Source organism: Pseudomonas monteilii NBRC 103158 = DSM 14164 (genome assembly GCF_000730605.1).
Classification (GTDB): Bacteria; Pseudomonadota; Gammaproteobacteria; order Pseudomonadales; family Pseudomonadaceae; genus Aquipseudomonas; species Aquipseudomonas monteilii.
Map to the genome: position 1 here is coordinate 1 of NZ_BBIS01000055.1, position 20247 is coordinate 20247.

The following is a 20247-nucleotide window of genomic DNA, read 5'->3' on the forward strand; positions in this document are numbered from 1 at the left end:
GCGTCAACCCTTAATTTCAACAAACCTTAATATCGCTGAAAAACAAAGCGGGGAGGCCTACCGGCCTCCCCGCTTCTATATAGCTACACCATCAGACAATCACTCAGCCTTGAGGGTAACCCGGCCAAACGACTTCTTGCCCGCCTGGCACACATGAGTGGCACCGAGAACAAAGATGAAGTCCTTGTCGACCACTGCGCCATCAACCTTCACCGCACCACCACTCAGCAGGTCCCGCGCCTGCGCCGAGTTCTTCACCAGGCCAGCCCGGTTCAGCACGGCAGCAATTGGCAAGTCTTCGGCCGCAGCCACTTCGATCTCCGGCAGATCTTCAGGCAGCTCACCTTCCTTCATGCGATTACCCGCAGCGCGGTGAGCATTGGCCGCAGCCTCTTCACCATGGAAGCGCGCCACAATCTCTTCAGCCAGCTTGATCTTGATGTCACGCGGGTTGGCACCGTTGGCGACATCGGCACGGAACTGCTCGATCTCTTCCATCGAACGGAAGCTCAGCAGCTCAAAGTAGCGCCACATCAAGGTATCCGGGATCGATACCAGCTTGCTGTACATCACCCCCGGCGCTTCCTGGATGCCGACATAGTTGCCCAGCGACTTGGACATCTTCTTCACGCCATCGAGCCCTTCGAGCAGCGGCATGGTCACGATGTTCTGCGCTTCCTGGCCATAGGCGCGCTGCAGCTCGCGCCCCATCAACAAGTTGAACTTCTGGTCGGTACCACCCAGCTCGACGTCCGCCTTCAGCGCCACCGAGTCATAGCCTTGCACCAGCGGATAAAGGAACTCGTGAATGGCAATTGGCTGGTTGGTGGTATAGCGCTTGTCGAAGTCGTCGCGCTCCAGCATGCGCGCCACGGTGTACTGCGACGCCAGGCGAATGAAGTCGGCCGGGGTCAGCTTGTCCATCCAGGTAGAGTTGAACGCGACCTCGGTCTTGGCCGGGTCGAGAATCTTGAACACCTGCTGCTTATAGGTCTCAGCATTGTCCAGCACCTGTTCACGGGTCAGCGGCGGGCGTGTGGCGCTCTTGCCGCTCGGGTCACCGATCATGCCGGTGAAGTCACCGATCAGGAAGATGACCTGATGGCCCAGCTCCTGGAACTGGCGCAGCTTGTTGATCAGCACCGTGTGGCCAAGGTGCAGGTCGGGCGCGGTCGGGTCGAAGCCGGCCTTGATGCGCAGAGGTTGGCCGCGCTTGAGCTTCTCCACCAGTTCCGACTCGACCAGTACTTCTTCCGCACCGCGCTTGATAAGCGCAAGCTGCTCTTCAACCGACTTCATAGACAAACCCGCAAGGCTCAGATTCAGGGGGAGCCAACCATACAAGATCGGCCGTCAATTACAAGTTTCGCAAAGGAATGTGACCCGAACACGGGGTTGCGGCGTCTACGCGCCCTTGCGTGAAAATGGATTTGGTTATATTTTATACAGTTATTTCATCTTCATCATGTCATTCATCTTTTCCATTTCACCTTTTTCAAAGTCACCTTGCCCATGACCAACGAACCGCCTAAAGCGCCCCCGCTTTATCCGAAGAGCCATCTGTTGGCCGCCAGCGGCATCGCCGCCCTGCTCAGCCTGGCTTTGCTGGTATTTCCCTCCAGCGAAGTGGAAGCCAAGAAAACCACCCTCAACCTCGAGCTGGAAAGCCCTGCCGAGCAATTGAAAGACGAATCCCGCGCTGCGCCTCTGGTGCAGGCACAAGATGAGCAAGGCTCGCCCTTCGCCCAGATCGAAGACACTCCCCCCGAAACACAGAAGGCCGAACAGCAAGCCCCTGCCGACGAGCCGGTCGCCGAAGCAGCCAAGGAACCTGGCCACCGCGAAGTCACCGTGGCCCGTGGCGACACGCTGTCCACCCTTTTTGCCAAGGTTGGCCTGCCGGCCAATGCAGTGCATGACCTGCTGGCCAGCAACAAGCAGGCCAAGCAGTTCAGCCAGCTCAAGCACGGCCAGGTGCTGCAGTTCGAGCTCGACAAGGACGGCCAGTTGGCCAGCCTGCACAGCAAAGTCAGCAACCTCGAAACCATTCGCCTGACCAAAACCGCCAAGGGCTATACCTTCAACCGTGAAATCAGCAAGCCGGTCGTGCGTACCGCCTATGCCCATGGCGTGATCAAAAGCTCGCTGTCGGCTTCGGCCCAGCGCGCCGGCCTGTCTCACAGCATGACCATGGACATGGCCCGCGTGCTGGGTTACGACATCGACTTCGCCCAGGATATTCGCCCAGGCGATGAATTCGACGTGGTCTACGAGCAGAAGGTGATGGACGGCAAGGTCGTCGGCACCGGCAATATCCTGTCCGCCCGCTTCACCAACCGGGGCAAAACTTACACTGCCGTGCGCTACACCAACAAGCAGGGCAACACTACCTACTACACCGCCGACGGCAACAGCCTACGCAAGGCATTCATCCGTACCCCGGTGGACTTTGCCCGCATCAGCTCGCGCTTTTCCGCCGGCCGCAAGCACCCGATCCTGAACAAGATCCGTGCCCACAAAGGCGTCGACTACGCCGCCCCACGCGGTACGCCAATCAAGGCAGCGGGTGACGGCCGCATCGAACTGGCCGGGCGCCGTGGCGGTTACGGCAACACCGTGATCATCCAGCACGGCAACCGTTACAAAACGCTATACGGCCACATGCAGGGCTTTGCCAAAGGCATCAAGACCGGCAGCACCGTGAAGCAGGGTCAGATCATTGGTTACATCGGCACCACTGGCCTGTCCACCGGCCCACACCTGCACTACGAGTTCCAGGTCAATGGCGTGCACGTCGACCCGCTGAGCCAGAAGGTACCGATGGCCGACCCGATCGCCAAGAACGAGCGCCAGCGCTTCCTGCAGCAGAGTCAGCCGCTGATCGCCCGCATGGATCAGGAAAAGGCCACCCTGCTCGCAGCGAACAAGCGCTAAGCCATGGCGCTCTACCTGGGGGTAATGTCCGGCACCAGCCTCGATGGCCTGGACATCGCCCTGATCGAACAAGGCGAGCAGCCTGAACTGCTCGCCACCCATTACCTGCCAATGCCCGGCGACCTGCGCCAGGAACTGCTTGCGCTATGTAGCAGCGGCCCTGACGAGATCGCTCGTGCGGCACTGGCGGAAAATCGCTGGGCCACCCTGGCAGGCGAAGGCATCCGCCAACTGCTGGCTCGCCAGGGCCTGCAGGCCGATGCCATCCGCGCCATCGGCAGCCACGGCCAGACCATTCGCCACGAGCCTGCGCGCGGCTTTACTGTTCAGATCGGTAACCCGGCACTGCTCGCCGAGCTTACCGGCATCAGCGTGGTCGCCGACTTCCGCCGGCGCGATGTGGCTGCCGGTGGTCAAGGTGCGCCGCTGGTGCCGGCCTTCCACGAAACCCTTTTCGGCCATCTCGGCAAGCATCTGGCAGTCTTGAACGTGGGCGGTTTCAGCAACCTCAGCCTGATCGAGCAAGACAAGCCGGTCCACGGTTTCGACTGCGGCCCCGGTAACGTGTTACTGGATGCCTGGATCGAGCGCAAGCACGGCCAGGCCTATGATGCCGATGGTGCCTGGGCAGCGTCTGGAGTGGTGCAGGCCGGCTTGCTCAACGCATTGCTGGCCGACCCGTTCTTCGCCGGTAGCGGCCCGAAGAGCACGGGCCGCGAGGTATTCAACCTGGCTTGGCTGGATGGCCACCTGGCCCGCCTGCCTGCCTACCGCGATGAGGATGTACAGGCGACACTGCTTGAGCTGACCGCACGCAGCATCATCGACTCACTGATCAATGCCCAACAAGGCACCGAAGCACTGCTGGTATGTGGTGGCGGCGCACGCAACGGTGCACTGATGGCCCGCCTCGGCCAGTTGTTACCTGAAGCCCGCGTCACCAGCACTGGCGCTCACGGCGTTGACCCTGATTGGGTAGAAGCCATGGCTTTTGCCTGGCTGGCCCATTGCTGCCTGGAAGGCATCCCCGCCAACCGCCCCAGCGTCACTGCCGCCAAGGGCCTGCGCGTACTGGGCGCAATCTACCCGGCCTAACCGCTACGCCAGAAAGCAAAACGCCGCGCAATTGCGCGGCGTTTTCATAGGGCCAGGCCTCAGATCGAGAACGAAGACCCGCAACCGCAAGTGGTGGCGGCATTCGGATTCTTGATCACGAAACGCGAGCCTTCCAGGCCTTCCTGGTAATCCACTTCGGCGCCGGCCAGGTACTGGAAACTCATTGGGTCGACCACCAGCGACACGCCTTCACGCTCGACGATGGTGTCGTCTTCGGCCACATCCTCATCGAACGTGAAGCCGTACTGGAAGCCCGAGCAACCGCCACCGGTCACGAACACCCGCAACTTCAGACGGTCATTGCCTTCCTCATTGACCAGGTTCTTCACTTTCTGGGCTGCCCCATGGGTGAACTCCAGACCGGTAGGGGTGAAGGTTTCGACGCTCATGTTGATTCTCCCGGCGCGGTAGCCGTCTTAAAACTCGATGACGCGCATTATCCGCTTTCCCGAGAAAATCGGTCAAGAATTGTGCGGCTTTAGTCGCGACATACAAAAAGGCCCGCACGACGCGGGCCTTTTCAAAGCAAGGATGCTTACGGCAGCAGGCCTGCGTGGGACAACCCCATGCGCTCGTCCAGGCCGAACAGGATGTTCAGGTTCTGTACCGCCTGGCCCGACGCGCCCTTGACCAGGTTGTCGATCACCGACAGCACCACCACCAGGTCACCACCCTGCGGGCGGTGAACCGCAATGCGGCAGACGTTGGCGCCGCGCACGCTACGGGTTTCCGGGTGGCTGCCCGCTGGCATCACGTCGACGAACGGCTCATCGGCGTAGCGCTTCTCGAACAGCGCCTGCAGGTCGACCGAGGTATCGACGACATTTGCGTACAGGGTGGCGTGGATACCACGGATCATCGGCGTCAGGTGCGGCACGAAGGTCAGGCCGATGTCCTTGCCAGCGGCCAGGCGCAGGCCCTGGCTGATTTCCGGCAGGTGGCGATGGCCCTTGACCGCGTAGGCCTTCATGCTTTCGCCGGCTTCGCAGAACAGCGAACCCACTGCCGCACCACGGCCAGCACCGCTGACACCCGATTTGCAGTCGGCGATCAGGCGCGACGGGTCGGCCAGGCCCGCTTCCAGCAGCGGCAGGAAGCCCAGCTGGGTGGCGGTCGGGTAGCAACCCGGCACTGCAATCAGGCGCGCCTGGCGGATTTTCTCACGGTTGACTTCAGGCAGGCCGTACACCGCGTCCTTGAGCAGCTCTGGAGCACCGTGCGGCTGGCCGTACCACTTGCCCCACTCGGTGGCATCCTGCAGGCGGAAGTCGGCCGACAGGTCGATCACCTTGGTGCCGGCTGCCAGCAGCTCACCGGCCAGTGCATGGGCGACACCGTGCGGGGTGGCGAAGAACACCACGTCACAGGCAGCCAGGGTCTTGCTGTCCGGCACGCTGAACGCCAGCCCGTCATAGTGGCCGCGCAGGTTCGGGTACATGTCCGCCACCGCCACGCCCGCCTCGGAGCGCGAAGTGATGACCGCCACTTCGGCCTGTGGATGCTGTGCCAGCAGACGCAACAGTTCGACGCCGGTGTAACCCGTGCCGCCGACGATACCGACCTTGATCATAACGCTTGCCCCTTATCAACGAGCCGTCTGGAAAGCGCACGATAATAGGGGCGCAAGGCGCCTGTAACAACTCTTCGGGTGACCCTTCGGGCGCTTGACCACTACTATCTGACGACCGTGAATACCTGAAGGAACTCCCTCCATGCTCTACCTATGGATCAAAGCGCTGCATATCGTCAGCGTGGTTTGCTGGTTCGCCGGCCTTTTCTACCTGCCCAGGCTGTTCGTCTACCACGCCCAAAGCCAGGACAGCATCAGCCAGGACCGCTTCGTGACCATGGAGCGCAAGCTGTACCGCGGCATCATGAACCCGGCGATGATCGCCACCTACGTGTTCGGTGCGTGGATGCTGTACCTCACCCCCGGCTGGCTGAGCCAGGGCTGGCTGCATGCCAAGCTGACCCTGGTCATCCTGCTGACCGGCTACCATCACATGTGTGGCGCCCAGCGCAAACGCTTCGCCAGCGGCAACAACACCCGCAGCCACGTCTACTATCGCTGGTTCAACGAAGTACCTGTGCTGTTCCTGCTGGGTATCGTAATTCTGGTGGTGGTCAAACCGTTCTGACATAGCCACCCGCACAAGGAGCTTTGCCATGTCGCTACCCGCCTCGCTCGAACAACGCCTGCGCCTGCCCGTGGTTGCCGCACCGATGTTCCTGATCTCCAACCCCCGACTGGTACTGGCCTGCTGCGCCAACGGCGTGGTGGGCAGCTTTCCGGCCCTGAACCAGCGTGACAGCGCCGGCTTCAAGGCGTGGCTGGAAGAGATCGAGGCAGGCCTGGGACAACTTCAGACACCCGCGCCCTACGCGGTCAACCTGATCGTTCACCCGACCAACCCGCGCCTGCAGGCCGACCTGGCCTTGTGCGTAGAGCACCGCGTACCAATCGTCATTACCAGCCTTGGCGCAGTGAAGGAGGTGGTCGATGCGGTGCACGGATACGGTGGGCTGGTGTTCCACGATGTCACCACCCGCCGCCACGCCGAAAAAGCTGCTGAAGCAGGCGTGGACGGGTTGATCGCTGTCGCCGCTGGTGCGGGTGGCCATGCCGGCACCTGGAGCCCGTTCGCCCTGGCTGCGGAGATTCGCCAGTTCTTCGACAAGACCCTGCTGCTGGCCGGCTGCATGAACCACGGCCATGAGATCCTGGCTGCGCAACTATTGGGCGCTGACCTGGCCTACATGGGCACGCGCTTCATCGCCACGGCAGAAAGCCATGCCCAGAACGCCTACAAGCAGATGCTGCTGAGCGCCCACGCGGCAGACATCATCCACACCCCGGCAGTATCCGGCATCCCTGCCAGCTTCCTGCGCCCGAGCCTGGAGCAGGCCGGCTATGACATGAATGCCCTCAAGAGCAGCCACGAACAGGGCAAGCTCAAACCGATCGACGACGAAGCCAAAGCCTGGAAGACCGTCTGGTCGGCGGGCCAGGGCGTCGGTGGTATCGACGACCTGCCCAGTGCCCGCGCCCTGATCGAGCGCCTGCACAGCGAGTACCGGGAGGCACTGGAACGCTGCCAGGCCCTGCGCGCCCGCACCTTGTAGCAAAAGGCAACACCTTGCCCGGCCAAGCTGTACACTAGGCGCCCTCTTCCGGTCCCAGGAGCCTTGCATGACCCGTTACGCCATGATCACCGGTGCTTCCAGCGGCCTGGGCCTGGCCCTGGCGGAAGCCCTGGCACGGCGCGGGCGCAACCTGATCCTGGTGGCACGCCAGCGAGAAACGCTGGAACCGGTGGCCATCGAGCTGACCCAACGCTTTGGTGTCGAGGTACTGTTTCGCGCCTGCGACCTCAGCCAGCCGCTACGCCTGTCTGGCTTCGTGCTGGAGCTGGAAGAAGGCGAGCGGCGTATCGACCTGCTCGTAAACTGCGCCGGCCTGCGTACCTACGGGCCGTTCCTGGCCCATGAGTGGGCCGACGAGCAGGACCTGCTGGAGGTCAACGTACTGGCCCTGAGCCGCCTGTGTCACGCCATCGGCAACCTGATGGCCGTTCAGGGCGGCGGGCAGATCCTGAACGTCGCGGGCCTGGCCGGGGTCGCCCCTGGCCCATGGATGGCAGCCTATGCCGCCAGCAAGGCGTATGTACTGAGTTTTTCCCAGGCCCTGCGCGAAGAACTCAAGCGCACCGGCATCAAGGTTTCGGTGCTATGCCCCGGCCCGGTCCGCTCCTCACGCCGACGCATACCGCGGCTCGATGGCAAACCACGCTGCCTGAGCCCCGAGGAAGTGGCGTTGTACACCGTGCGTGCGCTGGACAAGAACCGCGCACTGATCCTACCCGGCCGGCGCAACCGCTGGCTGGCATTCGCCCCACGCCTGCTGCCACGCTGGCTGCTGCGCAAGCTGGCCGGGGCCATCCACCGCCGCTATTGCCCGGTCGGCATGGAATAGCCACTGGGCGAGCGGCGCCCGGCTGAGTACACTCGGCCCGACCCTCACCATGGAGCAAGTGCTGTGGACGATCTTTTCCTCAAAATCATCAACCGGGAAATCCCGGCGGATATCATCTACGAAGACGACCAGATCCTGGCCTTCAAGGACATTGCACCCGCGGCACCGGTACATTTTCTGGTCATCCCGAAAAAGCACATCCGCACGCTCAATGACCTGACCGAAGAAGACAAGGCCCTGGCTGGCCACATCCTGTTCACTGCCCAGCGTCTGGCAGTCGAGCAAGGCTGCGAGGAAGGTTTCCGCGTGGTCATGAACTGCAACCCGAAAGGCGGCCAGACTGTCTACCACATCCATATGCATGTGCTTGGCCAGCGCCAGATGAACTGGCCACCGGGCTGATCCACGGCAAGCGACCCCGCCGCTATTGCGGTAAACTGTCGGGCACATTCTTGCGGAGGTGCCCGATGGCTACCGAACGTCACTACTCGCCGCTCGACCGCTTGTTGCTGCAGGCCGATACCGCCATGCGCACCTTGCTGCCCTTCAGCGGCCAACCCGCCCGGCCATCGCCGGCCATCGTCCAGCCAGACGTCGACCTCGACGAGCAGCAGACCCGCCACATCGCCGGGCTGATGCGTATCAACCACACCGGTGAAGTGTGCGCCCAGGCGCTGTACCAGGGCCAGGCCCTGACCGCCAAGCTGCCCGAAGTGCGCAAGGCCATGGAGCATGCCGCCGAGGAAGAAGTGGACCACCTGGCCTGGTGCGAGCAACGCATTCGCCAGCTGAACAGCCACCCGAGCGTGCTCAACCCCCTGTTCTACGGCATGTCGTTCGGCATCGGCGCGCTCGCCGGGCTTGTCAGCGACAAGGTCAGCCTGGGCTTCGTCGCCGCCACCGAGCACCAGGTGTGCAAGCACCTCGACGAGCACCTGGAGCAGATCCCGCACGAAGATGAAAAATCCCGGGCCATTCTCGAACAAATGCGCGTCGACGAAGAGCAGCACGCCGAGTCTGCCCTGGAAGCCGGCGGCTATCGCTTCCCGGCGCCGGTCCGCTTTGGCATGAGCTTGCTGGCCAAGGTCATGACCAAGAGCACTTACCGCATCTGAAGGCATCACCATGACGGACCGTTTCGACGCCAAGGACCTGGCGCGCGCCGTGCAAGCCGGCATTCTCCAGCCGGGCCAGGACCAGGCGCTGCTTGCATTCCTGCGCCAGCAACCGGCGCACCGGGGCAGCTTCCAGCTGGCCCATGTCGCCTTCTACTTTGGCGCCATGCTGATCATGGCGGCCATGGGCTGGCTGCTCACCGAGGCGTGGATGCGCATCGGTGACATCGCCCTGCTGGTCATCGCCAGCCTGTACATCCTGTTGCTCACAGTGTTCGCCCTCAACCTGCAACGGCGCGCCCAGCCTGTCGCTGCCGGGGTGTTGGCCGCAGTGGCCGTCAGCATCGTGCCCTTAGCAGTGTTCGCCATCGAACGCCTGGCCGGTTGGTGGCCACTGGACGACGCGCAAGCCAACTATCACCAGTACTACACCTACGTGCAGGGCGGCTGGTTGGCGATGGAAGCGGCCACAGTGCTTGCCGGGCTACTGATGGTGCGGCTGATCCCCTACCCGTTCATTGTCATGCCAATGGCTGTGGCGTTGTGGTTCATGTCGATGGACCTGAGCGAATGGTTCTTCGGCTCGCCGTTCAGCTGGGAGCAGCGCCGCGAGGTTTCGTTGTGGTTCGGGCTGGGTTTGCTGGTGGTATTCCTGGTGATAGACGGTCGCACACGAGAGGACTACGCCCGCTGGGGCTACCTGGCCGGGCTGGCCGCATTCTGGGGCGGGTTGACGCTGCTGGACAGCGGCAGTGAGTTGGGCAAGGCCATGTACTGCGTGATCAACGTAGCGTTGATGAGCACGGCGGTTCTGTTGCGCAGGCCGGTATTCATGGTGTTTGGGGCGCTGGGGGTGGCGGCTTACCTGGGGTACCTGTCGTACGAGGTGTTTGCCGAATCGCTGCTGTTCCCGGTGGTGTTGACCCTGATCGGGCTGGGGGTTATCGGGCTGGGGCTGGTTTACCAGAAGCGGCGGGAGCGGTTGAGCCAAATGATGCGAGGATGGTTGCCAGGGTGGATGCAAGCTGCACTGCCGGCGCTTCGGCGCTGATATTGCCGGGGCTGCTTTGCAGCCCCGGTTTCTCGAAGTCAACCCAGCTCAACAATCTCGTAACCATGGGAAATCTCAACCCCGGCACGCTCGAGCATGATCGAAGCCGAGCAGTACTTCTCCGCCGACAGCTCCACCGCCCGCTTGACCTGGGCTTCTTTCAACGCACGGCCTTTCACCACGAAATTCATGTGAATCTTGGTGAACACCTTCGGGTCTTCGCTGGCACGCTCGGCTTCCAGAAAGGCCTCGCAGCTTTCCACCGCCTGGCGCGATTTCTTCAGGATGCTCACCACGTCAAAGCTGCTGCAGCCACCCAGGCCCAACAGCAGCATTTCCATCGGGCGCACACCCAGGTTGCGGCCGCCGGCCTCGGGCGGGCCGTCCATCACGACGACATGGCCACTCCCCGATTCGCCGAGGAACATGGCCTCACCGGCCCACTGGATACGTGCCTTCATCTACCCGGACTCCTGATTTTCGGAAAAGGGTGTCAGCTTAGACCTTGTGCAGCTGTGGGAAAAGTACGAGAGGTGTCGGTTTAGTACCGAAACATCCTGTAGTGTCTGATAAGCTGGCGCCAAATGACTGGCGCTCGCCGCCAGCCAACCTCTATAAAAAGCCTATGCGTCGTATCGAACAGGATTTCGTGATGGTTGCCTCCGCCCTACCCGCCAAGATCAAGAATATCGACAAGCTGCTGGTGCACTGCCAGCGCCGCCGCTATACCGCCAAAAGCAACATCATCTGCGCCGGCGACCGGGCCGAGACACTGTCGTTCATCATCAAGGGTTCGGTGACCATCCTCATCGAAGACGACGACGGGCATGAAATGATCATTGCCTACCTCAACAATGGCGATTTCTTTGGCGAGCTGGGCCTGTTCGAACCCGTTGAAGGTGAACAGCAGCGCAGTGCCTGGGTACGGGCCAAGACCGAATGCGAAGTGGCCGAGATCAGTTACGAGAAGTTTCGCGAACTGGCGCGCCAGGACCCGGAAATCCTCTACGCGCTGGGCAGCCAGATGGCCCAGCGCCTGCGTAACACCACGCGCAAAGTCGGCGACCTGGCCTTTTTCGACGTGACCGGGCGGGTTGCCCGCTGCCTGCTGGAGCTGTGCAAGCAGCCTGATGCCATGACCCACCCCGACGGCATGCAGATCAAGATTACCCGTCAGGAAATCGGCCGTATCGTCGGTTGCTCTCGGGAAATGGTCGGCCGCGTCCTCAAGGACCTTGAAGAGCGCAGCCTGGTGCAGGTCAAGGGCAAGACCATGGTGGTCTACGGTACCCGCTAGTCTTTGGGCAGGTCCGCCAGCACCTTGGCGTAAGCCTTTGACAGGCGCTCGAACCAGGGCGCCTCGGGTGCCACTTCATGCAAGGCGATGTGCGCGTCGGCGCGGCAGCGTTGCTCCAGGTCGCAGCATTCATTGAAGCGGTTGACCGCCGCCACCATCGACTCCCGTTCGTTGTCCAGCAGCAACGCACCGTGCACCAGCACCACCGGGCGCTTGCCGCCCAGCCCTTGGCGCCAGCGCTGGGCAGTGCCCACCAGCTTGCGGCCGTTGAGGTTGACGTTGTAGCGGCCATCGCAGAACGCCCCGTCGATTTCCCCCACCGAAGCTACCCCACCCCACTCACGCAGCACATCGCACAGCGGCAGGCACAAACGTTCGTAGGCATTCTCGATGCGGCCATGATCACCTTCGCTGCGCGGGGCGACATAGACCAGTGCAACGTTCACGGTCGAATGCGACTGCGGTACCGGCTCACCGCCCGTCTCACGCAGCAGCACCGGCCAGCCGGCAATCGCCAGCTCCGAGCAGGCGGCCTCAAAGTTGTCCAGACGGCTCATGCGCCGGGGCATGACCAGGGCATGGTCGGTGGGGCGCCAGAACAGCACGCCACTGTCGCGTTCGCCGCGGCACACGGCGGCCAGCAGTTCCTGTTCGGCGTGCAGGCCTTGTTCGACGGTCAGGGCCAGGGGTTGATCGGTCATTGATCCACCTTTGATGTTGTTATTGATGGCCTCTTCGCGGCGGTCCGGCGCGAGAGGCCATGACAGGCATACAAAAAAGCCGGCAAAAACGCCGGCTTCATTTATTCAGTCCAGTGGCTGAACAGTCTTCTTCACCTGCTCCGGGAAGAACAACCGCTGCAACTCCAGCCCAGGCTGCTCGGCGCGCATGAACGCTTCGCCCACCAGGAACGAGTAAACCTCGTTGATCGCCATCAGCTCCACATCGGCCCGGTTGAGAATGCCACTCTCGGTAATTGCCAGGCGGTCACGCGGAATACGCGGCAACAGGTCGAGTGTGGTTTCCAGGCTGACCTCAAAGGTATGCAGGTTGCGGTTGTTCACCCCTACCAACGGCGTATCCAGGGTTTTCAGCGCGCGCTCCAGCTCATCGCCGTCATGCACTTCCACCAGCACGTCGAGGCCGACATCCTTGGCCGTAGCCGCCAGCTCGGCCATCTTCACGTCATCCAGTGCCGACACGATCAACAGCACACAGTCCGCACCCAAGGCCCGGGCTTCGACGATCTGGTAAGGGTCGACCATGAAGTCTTTGCGGATAACCGGCAGCGATACCGCCGCCCGGGCCTGCTGCAGGTATTCATCGGCACCCTGGAAATAATCGACATCGGTCAACACCGACAGGCAGGTAGCGCCGCCTTTCTCGTAGCTAACCGCGATTTCCGCCGGCACGAAGTGCTCGCGAATCACGCCCTTGCTCGGCGAAGCCTTCTTGATTTCGGCAATCACGGCTGGCTGCTTGCGCTTGGCCTGCTCGATCAGCGCATTGGCGAAGCCACGCGGGGCATCGGCAGTTTTGGCCAGGCGTTCCAGCTCGGCAAGGCTGACGCGCGCGCTGCGCTCGGCCACCTCCTGGAACTTGCGGGCAATGATCCTTTCCAGCACCGTCGGCACACTCATGCTTCGTTCTCCACCTTGAATACTGCAGTAAAGGCACCCAGCTCCTGCAGCTTTTCCCAGGCCAGGCCGGTGTGCAGTACATCGTGGGCCAGTTCCACGCCCTGGGCCAGGGTCATCGCGTGATCGGCGGCATAGAGGGCAGCCCCCGCGTTGAGCACGATCATTTCAGCGGCCTTCTGGCCGTTTTCGGTCTTGCGCCGGCCCAGCGCATCGCGGATCAGCTCAAGCGACGCTTGCGGGTTCTCGACAGCCAGGCCATGCAGGCTCTGGCTCTTCATGCCAAGGTCTTCCGGCTCGACCCAGTATTCAGTGATTTCGCCGTTCTTCAACTCGGCAACAAAAGTAGGGGCAGCCAGGCTGAACTCATCCAGGCCGTCCTTCGAATGGACCACCAGCACATGCTTGCTGCCCAGGCGCTGCAGTACCTCGGCCAACGGGCGGCACAGGGTCTGGGCGAACACGCCGACCACCTGGTGCTTCACTCCGGCCGGATTCGTAAGCGGGCCGAGCATGTTGAACAGGGTACGCAGCCCTAGGTCGCGACGCGGGCCGGCAGCATGCTTCATGGCCGAATGATGGCTTTGCGCGAACATGAAGCCGATGCCTAAGCTGTCAATGCAGCGGGCCACCTGGGTGGGCGTCAGGTTCAGGTAGATACCGGCAGATTCCAGCAGGTCGGCACTACCGCTCTTGCCCGACACCGCGCGGTTACCGTGCTTGGCCACGGTGCAGCCTGCCGCCGCCAGGACGAACGACGAAGCGGTGGACACGTTGAAGATGTTGGCGCCATCACCGCCGGTGCCGACGATGTCGACCACGCCATCGAGGCTTTTCAGTTCGACCTTGTCGGCCAGTTCACGCATGACCGAAACCGCACCGACAATTTCGTCGATGCTTTCGCTTTTCATGCGCATGCCCATCAGGAAGGCACCGATCTGCGCTTCAGTGCACTGGCCAGTCATGATCTGGCGCATCACATCGCGCATTTCTTCGGTAGTAAGGTCCAGCTGGCCGACGATACGGCCTAACGCGCTCTTGATATCCATGCTCGATCCTTAACGGCGGCCGCCGGTCTGCTTGAGGAAGTTGGCGAACAGCTCGTGGCCCTGTTCGGTCAGGATCGACTCGGGGTGGAACTGCACCCCTTCGATATTCAGCGTCTTGTGGCGCAGGCCCATGATTTCATCGACCGAGCCGTCTTCATGCGCAGTCCAGGCCGTGACTTCCAGGCAGTCGGGCAAGGTTTCGCGCTTGACCACCAGCGAGTGGTATCGGGTAACGGTCAGCGGGTTGTTGAGCCCGGTGAACACACCCAGGTCGCGGTGATGCACCGGGCTGGTCTTGCCGTGCATCACCTGGCGGGCACGCACCACGTCACCCCCAAAGGCCTGGCCGATGGACTGATGGCCCAGGCACACGCCCAGGATCGGCAGCTTGCCAGCAAAATGCAGGATAGCCTCGATGGACACACCGGCCTCGCTCGGTGTGCATGGGCCTGGGGATACGACGATGCGCTCAGGGTTGAGTGCTTCGATCTGGGCGATGGTCATTTCGTCATTGCGAATGACCTTCACCTCGGCACCCAACTCGCCCAGGTACTGAACGACGTTGTAAGTGAATGAGTCGTAATTGTCGATCATCAGTAACATGGTGTTAAACCTCTTGGACTTACTGACTTCAGAATTCGAACCTTCTTGCTGCCGTCACGGGCACAGCTTCGCCACAAAGGGCAGAAAATGAAGAAGGCAAACGGGGACGGGCCGGGCGGGCCGGCAAGAGATAAAGTCAGGCGCGCCAACGCCAACGGGCGTGGGCCTTGATTACGCGCATCAAGAGTTTGCTGACGATCAACACAGGATAGGTCTCGCTCATACGTCCCGGCACAGTAGCTTACCGGGGCGGCGGGCGCAATATGCCTGTAAACACGGGGAAACGAATGGACTTGGGAGGGATGCACGGCGATTTGCTAAGGTCGATCGGGCAGTACCTCATAAAAACAAAGAAAAGGATGTTCCCTGATGCGAAAAGCCCCATTATTGCGCTTTACCCTCGCCTCATTGGCATTAGCCTGCAGCCAGGCATTCGCGGCACCCTCGCCCTACTCCGGCATGATTGTGTTTGGCGACAGCCTCAGCGATGCCGGGCAGTTTGGCGGCGTGCGCTTCACCAACCTCGATGCCAATGGCAACTATGCGCCAGTGTCACCGATGATCCTGGGCGGGCAGCTGGGTGTGAACCCGACCGAGCTTGGCCCTTCCACCTCCCCTCTCAATCCGGTATTGGGGCTTCCCGACGGCAATAACTGGGCAGTCGGTGGCTACACCACCCAACAGATCCTGGATTCGATCACCAGCACTTCCGAGACGGTCATCCCGCCAGGACGCCCCGGCGCCGGGCAAGTATTACGGGAGAAGCCAGGCTACCTGGCTAACGGCCTGCGCGCCGACCCTAACGCCCTGTACTACCTGACTGGTGGTGGTAATGACTTCCTGCAGGGCCTGGTCAACAGCCCCGCCGATGCCGCAGCCGCCGGTGCCCGCCTGGCCGCCAGCGCCCAGGCCCTGCAACAAGGTGGCGCCCGCTACATCATGGTCTGGCTGCTCCCGGACCTTGGCCAAACACCGAACTTCAGCGGCACGCCGCAGCAGAACCCCCTGTCATTACTGTCTGGTGTCTTCAACCAGTCGCTGCTCAGCCAACTGGGGCAAATTGACGCCGAGATCATCCCGCTGAACGTGCCCATGCTGCTGAGCGAGGCACTGGCCAGCCCCAGCCAGTTCGGCCTGGCCACCGGCCAGAACCTGGTGGGTACCTGCTACAGCGGCGAAGGTTGCGTGGAAAACCCGGTGTACGGCATCAACGGCACAACACCAGACCCGACCAAGCTGCTGTTCAACGACTTGGTGCACCCGACCATCGCTGGCCAGCAACTGATCGCCGATTACGCCTACTCGATCCTCTCCGCACCATGGGAACTGACCCTTCTTCCGGAAATGGCCCACACAAGCCTGCGTGCCCACCAGGACGAACTGCGCAACCAGTGGCAAACACCCTGGCAGGCCGTTGGCCAGTGGCAAGCCTTTGTCACCAGCGGCGCCCAGGACCTGGATTTCGACGGCCAGAGCAGCGCGGCCAGTGGCGATGGCCGCGGCTACAACCTGACCGTGGGGGGCAGCTACCGCCTGAACGACGCCTGGCGCCTGGGCCTGGCGGGAGGCGTATACCGGCAGAGACTGGAAGCCGGCGGACACGACTCGGACTACACGCTGAACAGCTATCTGGCCAGCGCCTTTGCCCAATACCGCCAGGACCGCTGGTGGGCGGATGCCGCGCTGACCGCCGGGCACCTGGACTACAGCGACCTGAAGCGCACCTTCGCCCTCGGCGTGAATGACCGCAGCGAAAAAGGCGACACTGATGGCGAGGCCTGGGCGATATCCGGGCGGCTGGGCTACAATCTGGCAGCCGACAGCAGCAACTGGCAGCTGGCACCCTTCATCAGTGCCGACTATGCGCGCGTGAAGGTGGATGGTTACGACGAGAAGAGTGGTCGCTCGACGGCGCTGGGCTTCGATGACCAGGCGCGCACGTCACGCCGCCTGGGCCTGGGTTTGCAGGGCAGTGTGCAGGTGCTGCCGAGTACCCGGCTGTTCGCAGAAGTGGCGCAGGAACATGAGTTCGAGGATGACCGGCAGGATGTGACCATGCACCTCACCAGCTTGCCGGCGAATGACTTCACCCTGACCGGGTATACGCCGCACAGCGACCTGACCCGGGCGAGCCTGGGGGTAAGCCATGAAGTGGTGGCAGGGGTGCATTTGCGCGGAAACTACAACTGGCGCAAGAGCGATGAATTGACCCAGCAGGGGGTGAGCCTGGGGATCAGCGTGGACTTCTGAATAGATGGGGCCGCTTGGCGGCCCCAATCCATTTACTTGGCTGAAGTCTGCTCAGCCAAGGCGACCGCACGGAACATCGCGCGGCGCTTGTTGATGGTTTCTTCCCACTCGAGCGCCGGCACCGAGTCGGCAACGATGCCGCCACCGGCCTGCACATGCAGTTCGCCGTCCTTGATCACGGCAGTACGGATCGCAATCGCGGTGTCCATGTTGCCATTCCAGGCAAAATACCCCACGGCACCACCGTAAACCCCACGCTTGACCGGCTCCAGTTCGTCGATGATCTCCATCGCACGAATCTTCGGTGCGCCCGACAAGGTGCCAGCCGGCAAAATCGCCCGCAGCGCATCCATCGCCGTCAGCCCTTCACGCAGCTGGCCGGTGACGTTGGAGACAATGTGCATCACATTGGAATAACGCTCGATCACCATCTTCTCGGTCAGCCGCACGCTGCCGGTCGAGGACACACGGCCCACGTCGTTACGGCCCAGGTCGATCAGCATCAGGTGCTCGGCGATTTCCTTGTCGTCCGACAGCAGGTCGTCTTCCAACGCACGGTCGGCCTCTTCGGTCGCTCCACGCGGGCGAGTACCGGCAATCGGGCGCACGGTAACCAGGTTGTCCTCGACACGCACCAGCACCTCGGGCGAACTGCCAACCACATGGAAGTCACCGAAGTTGAAGAAGTACATGTAGGGCGTCGGGTTGAAGCAGCGCAGCGCGCGGTACAGGTCGATAGGCGCTGCCTTGAAGTCGATGGACATGCGCTGCGACGGCACCACTTGCATGCAGTCACCGGCCAGGATGTATTCCTTGATACGGCCGACGGCGTTCTCGTAGTCCTCACGCGTGTAGCTGGAGCGGAATTCCGGCTCGGCGGCCTGCGGGCCACTCAAGTCCAGGCCACGGCGCGGGGTGATCGGCTGACGCAGGGTTTCCAGCAGGCCTTGCAGCCGTGCCTGGCCCTGTTCGAAGGCTTGCTCTTCAGCCGGGTCGACCAGCACGATCGCGTGCATCTTGCCTGCCAGGTTGTCGAACACCACTACGGCATCGGACACCATCAGCAGAATATCCGGCACACCCAGCGGGTCCGGGTTGGGGCTGGCGCCCAGGCGCTTTTCCACATAACGCACGCAGTCGTAGCCGAAGTAGCCGACCAGGCCGCCGTTGAAGCGCGGCAGGCCAGGGATGTCGGCGACCTTGTAACGGTCCTTGAAGCTTTCGACGAACGCCAACGGGTCTTCGACATCGTGGCTTTCCACCTCGATGCCATCCTGCAGGATGCTGACGTGGTAGCCGTGAACGCGCATCACGGTGCGCGACGGCAGGCCGATCATCGAGTAACGGCCCCACTTCTCACCGCCCTGAACCGATTCGAGCAGGTACGAGTTGGGTTGGTCGGCCAGTTTCAGGTAGATCGACAGCGGCGTGTCGAAGTCGGCCAGGGTTTCGCAGGCCAGGGGGATGCGGTTGTAGCCGACAGCGGCCAGGCGCAGGAATTCTTCGCGGTTCATGAGTAGCCTCGTGGCAAGCAGCAATAAGTCAGGCAAACGGATGGGCCGGCACACGCCGGCAGGCAGAAGTCAGGCGCGCCAACGCCAACGGGCCAGAGCCTTGATGACTTTCATCCAGAATTTGCCAGTAACCGCCACGGTGGACTCTCTGTCTTGTGAGGCTTGAAGGTCCGCCAACGTTATCCCAGTGGCCGGGTCTTCGCAACCGGGCAGCAAGGCGCGCAGGTCATCGATCACAAGGCTGGGGGTTTCGTCGTGGATCGGCCGGCCATGGTTGTAGCCGTAGGTCAGCCCCACGCATTGCACGCCAGCCGCCTTGGCCGCCAGCACATCACTGCGCGAATCACCGACGAACAACGCTTGTTGCGGGGTAACGCCGGCCATCTGCATGACGAACAGCAACGCCGCCGGGTCCGGTTTTTTCTGCGGCAGGGTGTCGCCGCCGATGATCCAGCGGAAATAGCGGCCGATCTTCATCTGGTCCAACAAAGGGGCGACGAAGCGCTCCGGCTTGTTGGTGATCAGTGCCATTTCCACACCCTGCTTCTGCAGCCAGCGCAGGGTGTCTTTCACGCCGGGATAAACCACAGTGAGCTCATGGCTTTGGGCATAGGCTTCCATGAACAGCGCCAGGCCCTGCTCGGCCAGCACATCATCCACAGCGTCATGCTCAATACCGCCCGCCAGTGCTCGGCGCACCAGCACCTGGGCGCCATTGCCAACCCAATGGCGCACCGCCTCAAGGCCGGCAGGCGGGCGCCCCAGTTCGAGCAGCATGCGGTCCACGGCGGCGGCCAGGTCTGGCACGGAGTCGATCAGGGTACCGTCCAGATCGAACATCACCAGCCTGGGCAGCGTCCCCGGGAACAGCTGCTCGAAGCCACTCATGGGCGGGCCTGAGCCAGTTCGGCGCGCATCAGGGCAATGACTTCCTGGTAGTCCGGGGCGTTGAAGATCGCCGAGCCGGCCACGAAGGTGTCGGCGCCAGCGGCAGCGATCTCGCGGATGTTGTTGACGTTGACGCCGCCGTCGATTTCCAGGCGGATATCACGGCCACTGGCGTCGATCAGCGCACGCGCTTCGCGCAGCTTGTCGAGGGTGCCGGGGATGAACTTCTGCCCGCCGAAGCCTGGGTTAACGCTCATCAGCAGCACCATGTCGATCTTGTCCATCACGTACTTCAGGGCGTCCAGGCTGGTGGCCGGGTTGAACACCAGGCCGGCCTTGCAGCCACCGTCTTTGATCAACTGCAGCGAGCGGTCGATGTGCTGGGTGGCTTCCGGGTGGAAGGTGATGTAGGTGGCGCCGGCCTCGATGAAGTCGCCGATGATGCGGTCGACCGGGCTGACCATCAGGTGCACGTCGATGGGCGCGGTGACGCCGTACTTGCGCAGGGCAGTGCACACCATCGGGCCGATGGTCAGGTTGGGAACGTAGTGGTTGTCCATGACATCGAAGTGAACGATGTCGGCACCCGCAGCCAAAACCTTGTCGACGTCCTCACCCAGGCGGGCGAAATCGGCGGAAAGAATGGAGGGGGCAATAGCGTAGGGCTGCATGGCGCACCTGTTGGCAGAATCACGGTGGCGCGCATTGTAACTCAGGCAAACGGGTAGAGGCTGATTGGTATCAATCCGTGTCGACCAGCTGTTTCAACCTGTACCGGCCTCTTCGCGGGCTTACCCGCGAAGAGGCAGGCTCAGAAAAC

The 20247-nt window shown here is 62.3% G+C and carries 21 protein-coding genes; 10 read left to right on the forward strand and 11 right to left on the reverse strand.

Translation table 11 applies throughout. The features are described from left to right. Nucleotides 1-99: 99 nt before the first annotated feature. On the reverse strand, nt 100-1299 hold the full coding sequence (gene tyrS / locus PM2_RS24785; protein ID WP_016715801.1) for a tyrosine--tRNA ligase: 1200 nt from the start codon (nt 1297-1299) through the stop codon (nt 100-102). A 213-nt stretch (nt 1300-1512) separates the two neighbouring features. On the opposite strand from tyrS, the gene PM2_RS24790 reads away from it, so the two are divergent. Together PM2_RS24790 and PM2_RS24795 are read left to right on the forward strand one after the other, a co-directional pair. Further along, a complete protein-coding gene (locus PM2_RS24790; RefSeq protein ID WP_019097613.1) occupies nt 1513-2934 on the forward strand; it encodes a peptidoglycan DD-metalloendopeptidase family protein in 1422 nt (473 codons plus the stop codon). Between the two features lie 3 nt (nt 2935-2937). Continuing rightward, entirely contained in the window at nt 2938-4029 is a 1092-nt protein-coding gene (locus PM2_RS24795) for an anhydro-N-acetylmuramic acid kinase (RefSeq protein ID WP_016715799.1), read from the forward strand. 59 nt (nt 4030-4088) lie between these two features. Here the strand turns inward: PM2_RS24795 and erpA are convergent, their stop codons facing one another. Next, the gene (gene erpA / locus PM2_RS24800) at nt 4089-4439 is read right to left on the reverse strand and encodes an iron-sulfur cluster insertion protein ErpA (protein ID WP_026020379.1); all 351 of its coding nucleotides are present in this window, start codon (nt 4437-4439) and stop codon (nt 4089-4091) included. Nucleotides 4440-4585: 146 nt separating this feature from the next. Next, nucleotides 4586-5620, reverse strand: a complete 1035-nt coding sequence (gene argC, locus PM2_RS24805) for an N-acetyl-gamma-glutamyl-phosphate reductase (protein ID WP_016715798.1) — start codon at nt 5618-5620, stop codon at nt 4586-4588. 142 nt (nt 5621-5762) lie between these two features. Here argC and hemJ point away from each other — a divergent pair, with 142 nt between their 5' ends. The 6 genes from hemJ to PM2_RS24835 all read left to right on the forward strand — a co-directional run bounded on the left by hemJ (nt 5763) and on the right by PM2_RS24835 (nt 10189). Further along, on the forward strand, nt 5763-6188 hold the full coding sequence (gene hemJ, locus PM2_RS24810) for a protoporphyrinogen oxidase HemJ (protein WP_016715797.1): 426 nt from the start codon (nt 5763-5765) through the stop codon (nt 6186-6188). A gap of 28 nt (nt 6189-6216) precedes the next feature. Further along, nucleotides 6217-7173 carry an NAD(P)H-dependent flavin oxidoreductase gene (locus PM2_RS24815; protein ID WP_016715796.1) on the forward strand — a complete coding sequence of 319 codons (957 nt, stop codon included), beginning with the start codon at nt 6217-6219 and terminating at the stop codon, nt 7171-7173. Nucleotides 7174-7240: 67 nt separating this feature from the next. Further along, a complete protein-coding gene (locus PM2_RS24820) occupies nt 7241-8023 on the forward strand; it encodes an SDR family NAD(P)-dependent oxidoreductase (protein WP_016715795.1) in 783 nt (260 codons plus the stop codon). A gap of 63 nt (nt 8024-8086) precedes the next feature. Continuing rightward, nucleotides 8087-8425, forward strand: a complete 339-nt coding sequence (locus PM2_RS24825) for a histidine triad nucleotide-binding protein (protein ID WP_003255518.1) — start codon at nt 8087-8089, stop codon at nt 8423-8425. Between the two features lie 65 nt (nt 8426-8490). Next, nucleotides 8491-9138, forward strand: a complete 648-nt coding sequence (gene coq7, locus PM2_RS24830; RefSeq protein ID WP_016715794.1) for a 2-polyprenyl-3-methyl-6-methoxy-1,4-benzoquinone monooxygenase — start codon at nt 8491-8493, stop codon at nt 9136-9138. Nucleotides 9139-9148: 10 nt separating this feature from the next. After that, nucleotides 9149-10189: a hypothetical protein gene (locus tag PM2_RS24835; protein ID WP_028699051.1), complete on the forward strand. Its 1041-nt coding sequence runs from the start codon at nt 9149-9151 to the stop codon at nt 10187-10189. 38 nt (nt 10190-10227) lie between these two features. Here PM2_RS24835 and PM2_RS24840 read toward each other — a convergent pair whose 3' ends face one another. Then, complete coding sequence (locus PM2_RS24840) at nt 10228-10650, reverse strand: OsmC family protein (protein WP_028699052.1); 423 nt, start codon at nt 10648-10650, stop codon at nt 10228-10230. 191 nt (nt 10651-10841) lie between these two features. Here PM2_RS24840 and crp point away from each other — a divergent pair, with 191 nt between their 5' ends. After that, nucleotides 10842-11486 (forward strand): cAMP-activated global transcriptional regulator CRP, encoded by a 645-nt coding sequence (gene crp, locus PM2_RS24845; protein WP_012270218.1) that lies wholly within the window; start codon nt 10842-10844, stop codon nt 11484-11486. Here crp and PM2_RS24850 read toward each other — a convergent pair. From PM2_RS24850 to PM2_RS24865, 4 genes are all read right to left on the reverse strand, one after another. Continuing rightward, nucleotides 11483-12187 carry a lipoate--protein ligase family protein gene (locus tag PM2_RS24850; RefSeq protein ID WP_016715790.1) on the reverse strand — a complete coding sequence of 235 codons (705 nt, stop codon included), beginning with the start codon at nt 12185-12187 and terminating at the stop codon, nt 11483-11485. The genes crp and PM2_RS24850 overlap by 4 nt on opposite strands. Before the next feature lie 105 nt (nt 12188-12292). Beyond that, nucleotides 12293-13126, reverse strand: coding sequence for an indole-3-glycerol phosphate synthase TrpC (gene trpC / locus PM2_RS24855; protein ID WP_016715789.1), 834 nt, complete (start codon nt 13124-13126; stop codon nt 12293-12295). Continuing rightward, complete coding sequence (gene trpD / locus PM2_RS24860) at nt 13123-14172, reverse strand: anthranilate phosphoribosyltransferase (RefSeq protein ID WP_028699053.1); 1050 nt, start codon at nt 14170-14172, stop codon at nt 13123-13125. Before trpD ends, trpC begins: the two co-directional genes overlap by 4 nt. 9 nt (nt 14173-14181) lie before the next feature. After that, nucleotides 14182-14775: an aminodeoxychorismate/anthranilate synthase component II gene (locus tag PM2_RS24865; RefSeq protein ID WP_016715787.1), complete on the reverse strand. Its 594-nt coding sequence runs from the start codon at nt 14773-14775 to the stop codon at nt 14182-14184. Nucleotides 14776-15144: 369 nt separating this feature from the next. Between PM2_RS24865 and estP the strand changes: the two genes are divergently transcribed. Next, nucleotides 15145-17025, forward strand: a complete 1881-nt coding sequence (gene estP / locus PM2_RS24870) for an esterase EstP (protein WP_028699054.1) — start codon at nt 15145-15147, stop codon at nt 17023-17025. 32 nt (nt 17026-17057) lie between these two features. Here estP and trpE read toward each other — a convergent pair whose 3' ends face one another. The 3 genes from trpE to rpe all read right to left on the reverse strand — a co-directional run bounded on the left by trpE (nt 17058) and on the right by rpe (nt 20098). Continuing rightward, a complete protein-coding gene (trpE, locus tag PM2_RS24875; protein WP_016715785.1) occupies nt 17058-18539 on the reverse strand; it encodes an anthranilate synthase component I in 1482 nt (493 codons plus the stop codon). 69 nt (nt 18540-18608) lie between these two features. After that, on the reverse strand, nt 18609-19427 hold the full coding sequence (locus tag PM2_RS24880) for a phosphoglycolate phosphatase (RefSeq protein ID WP_016715784.1): 819 nt from the start codon (nt 19425-19427) through the stop codon (nt 18609-18611). After that, nucleotides 19424-20098, reverse strand: coding sequence for a ribulose-phosphate 3-epimerase (rpe, locus tag PM2_RS24885; RefSeq protein ID WP_028699055.1), 675 nt, complete (start codon nt 20096-20098; stop codon nt 19424-19426). The genes PM2_RS24880 and rpe overlap by 4 nt, the downstream gene beginning before the upstream one ends. Nucleotides 20099-20247: the final 149 nt, after the last annotated feature.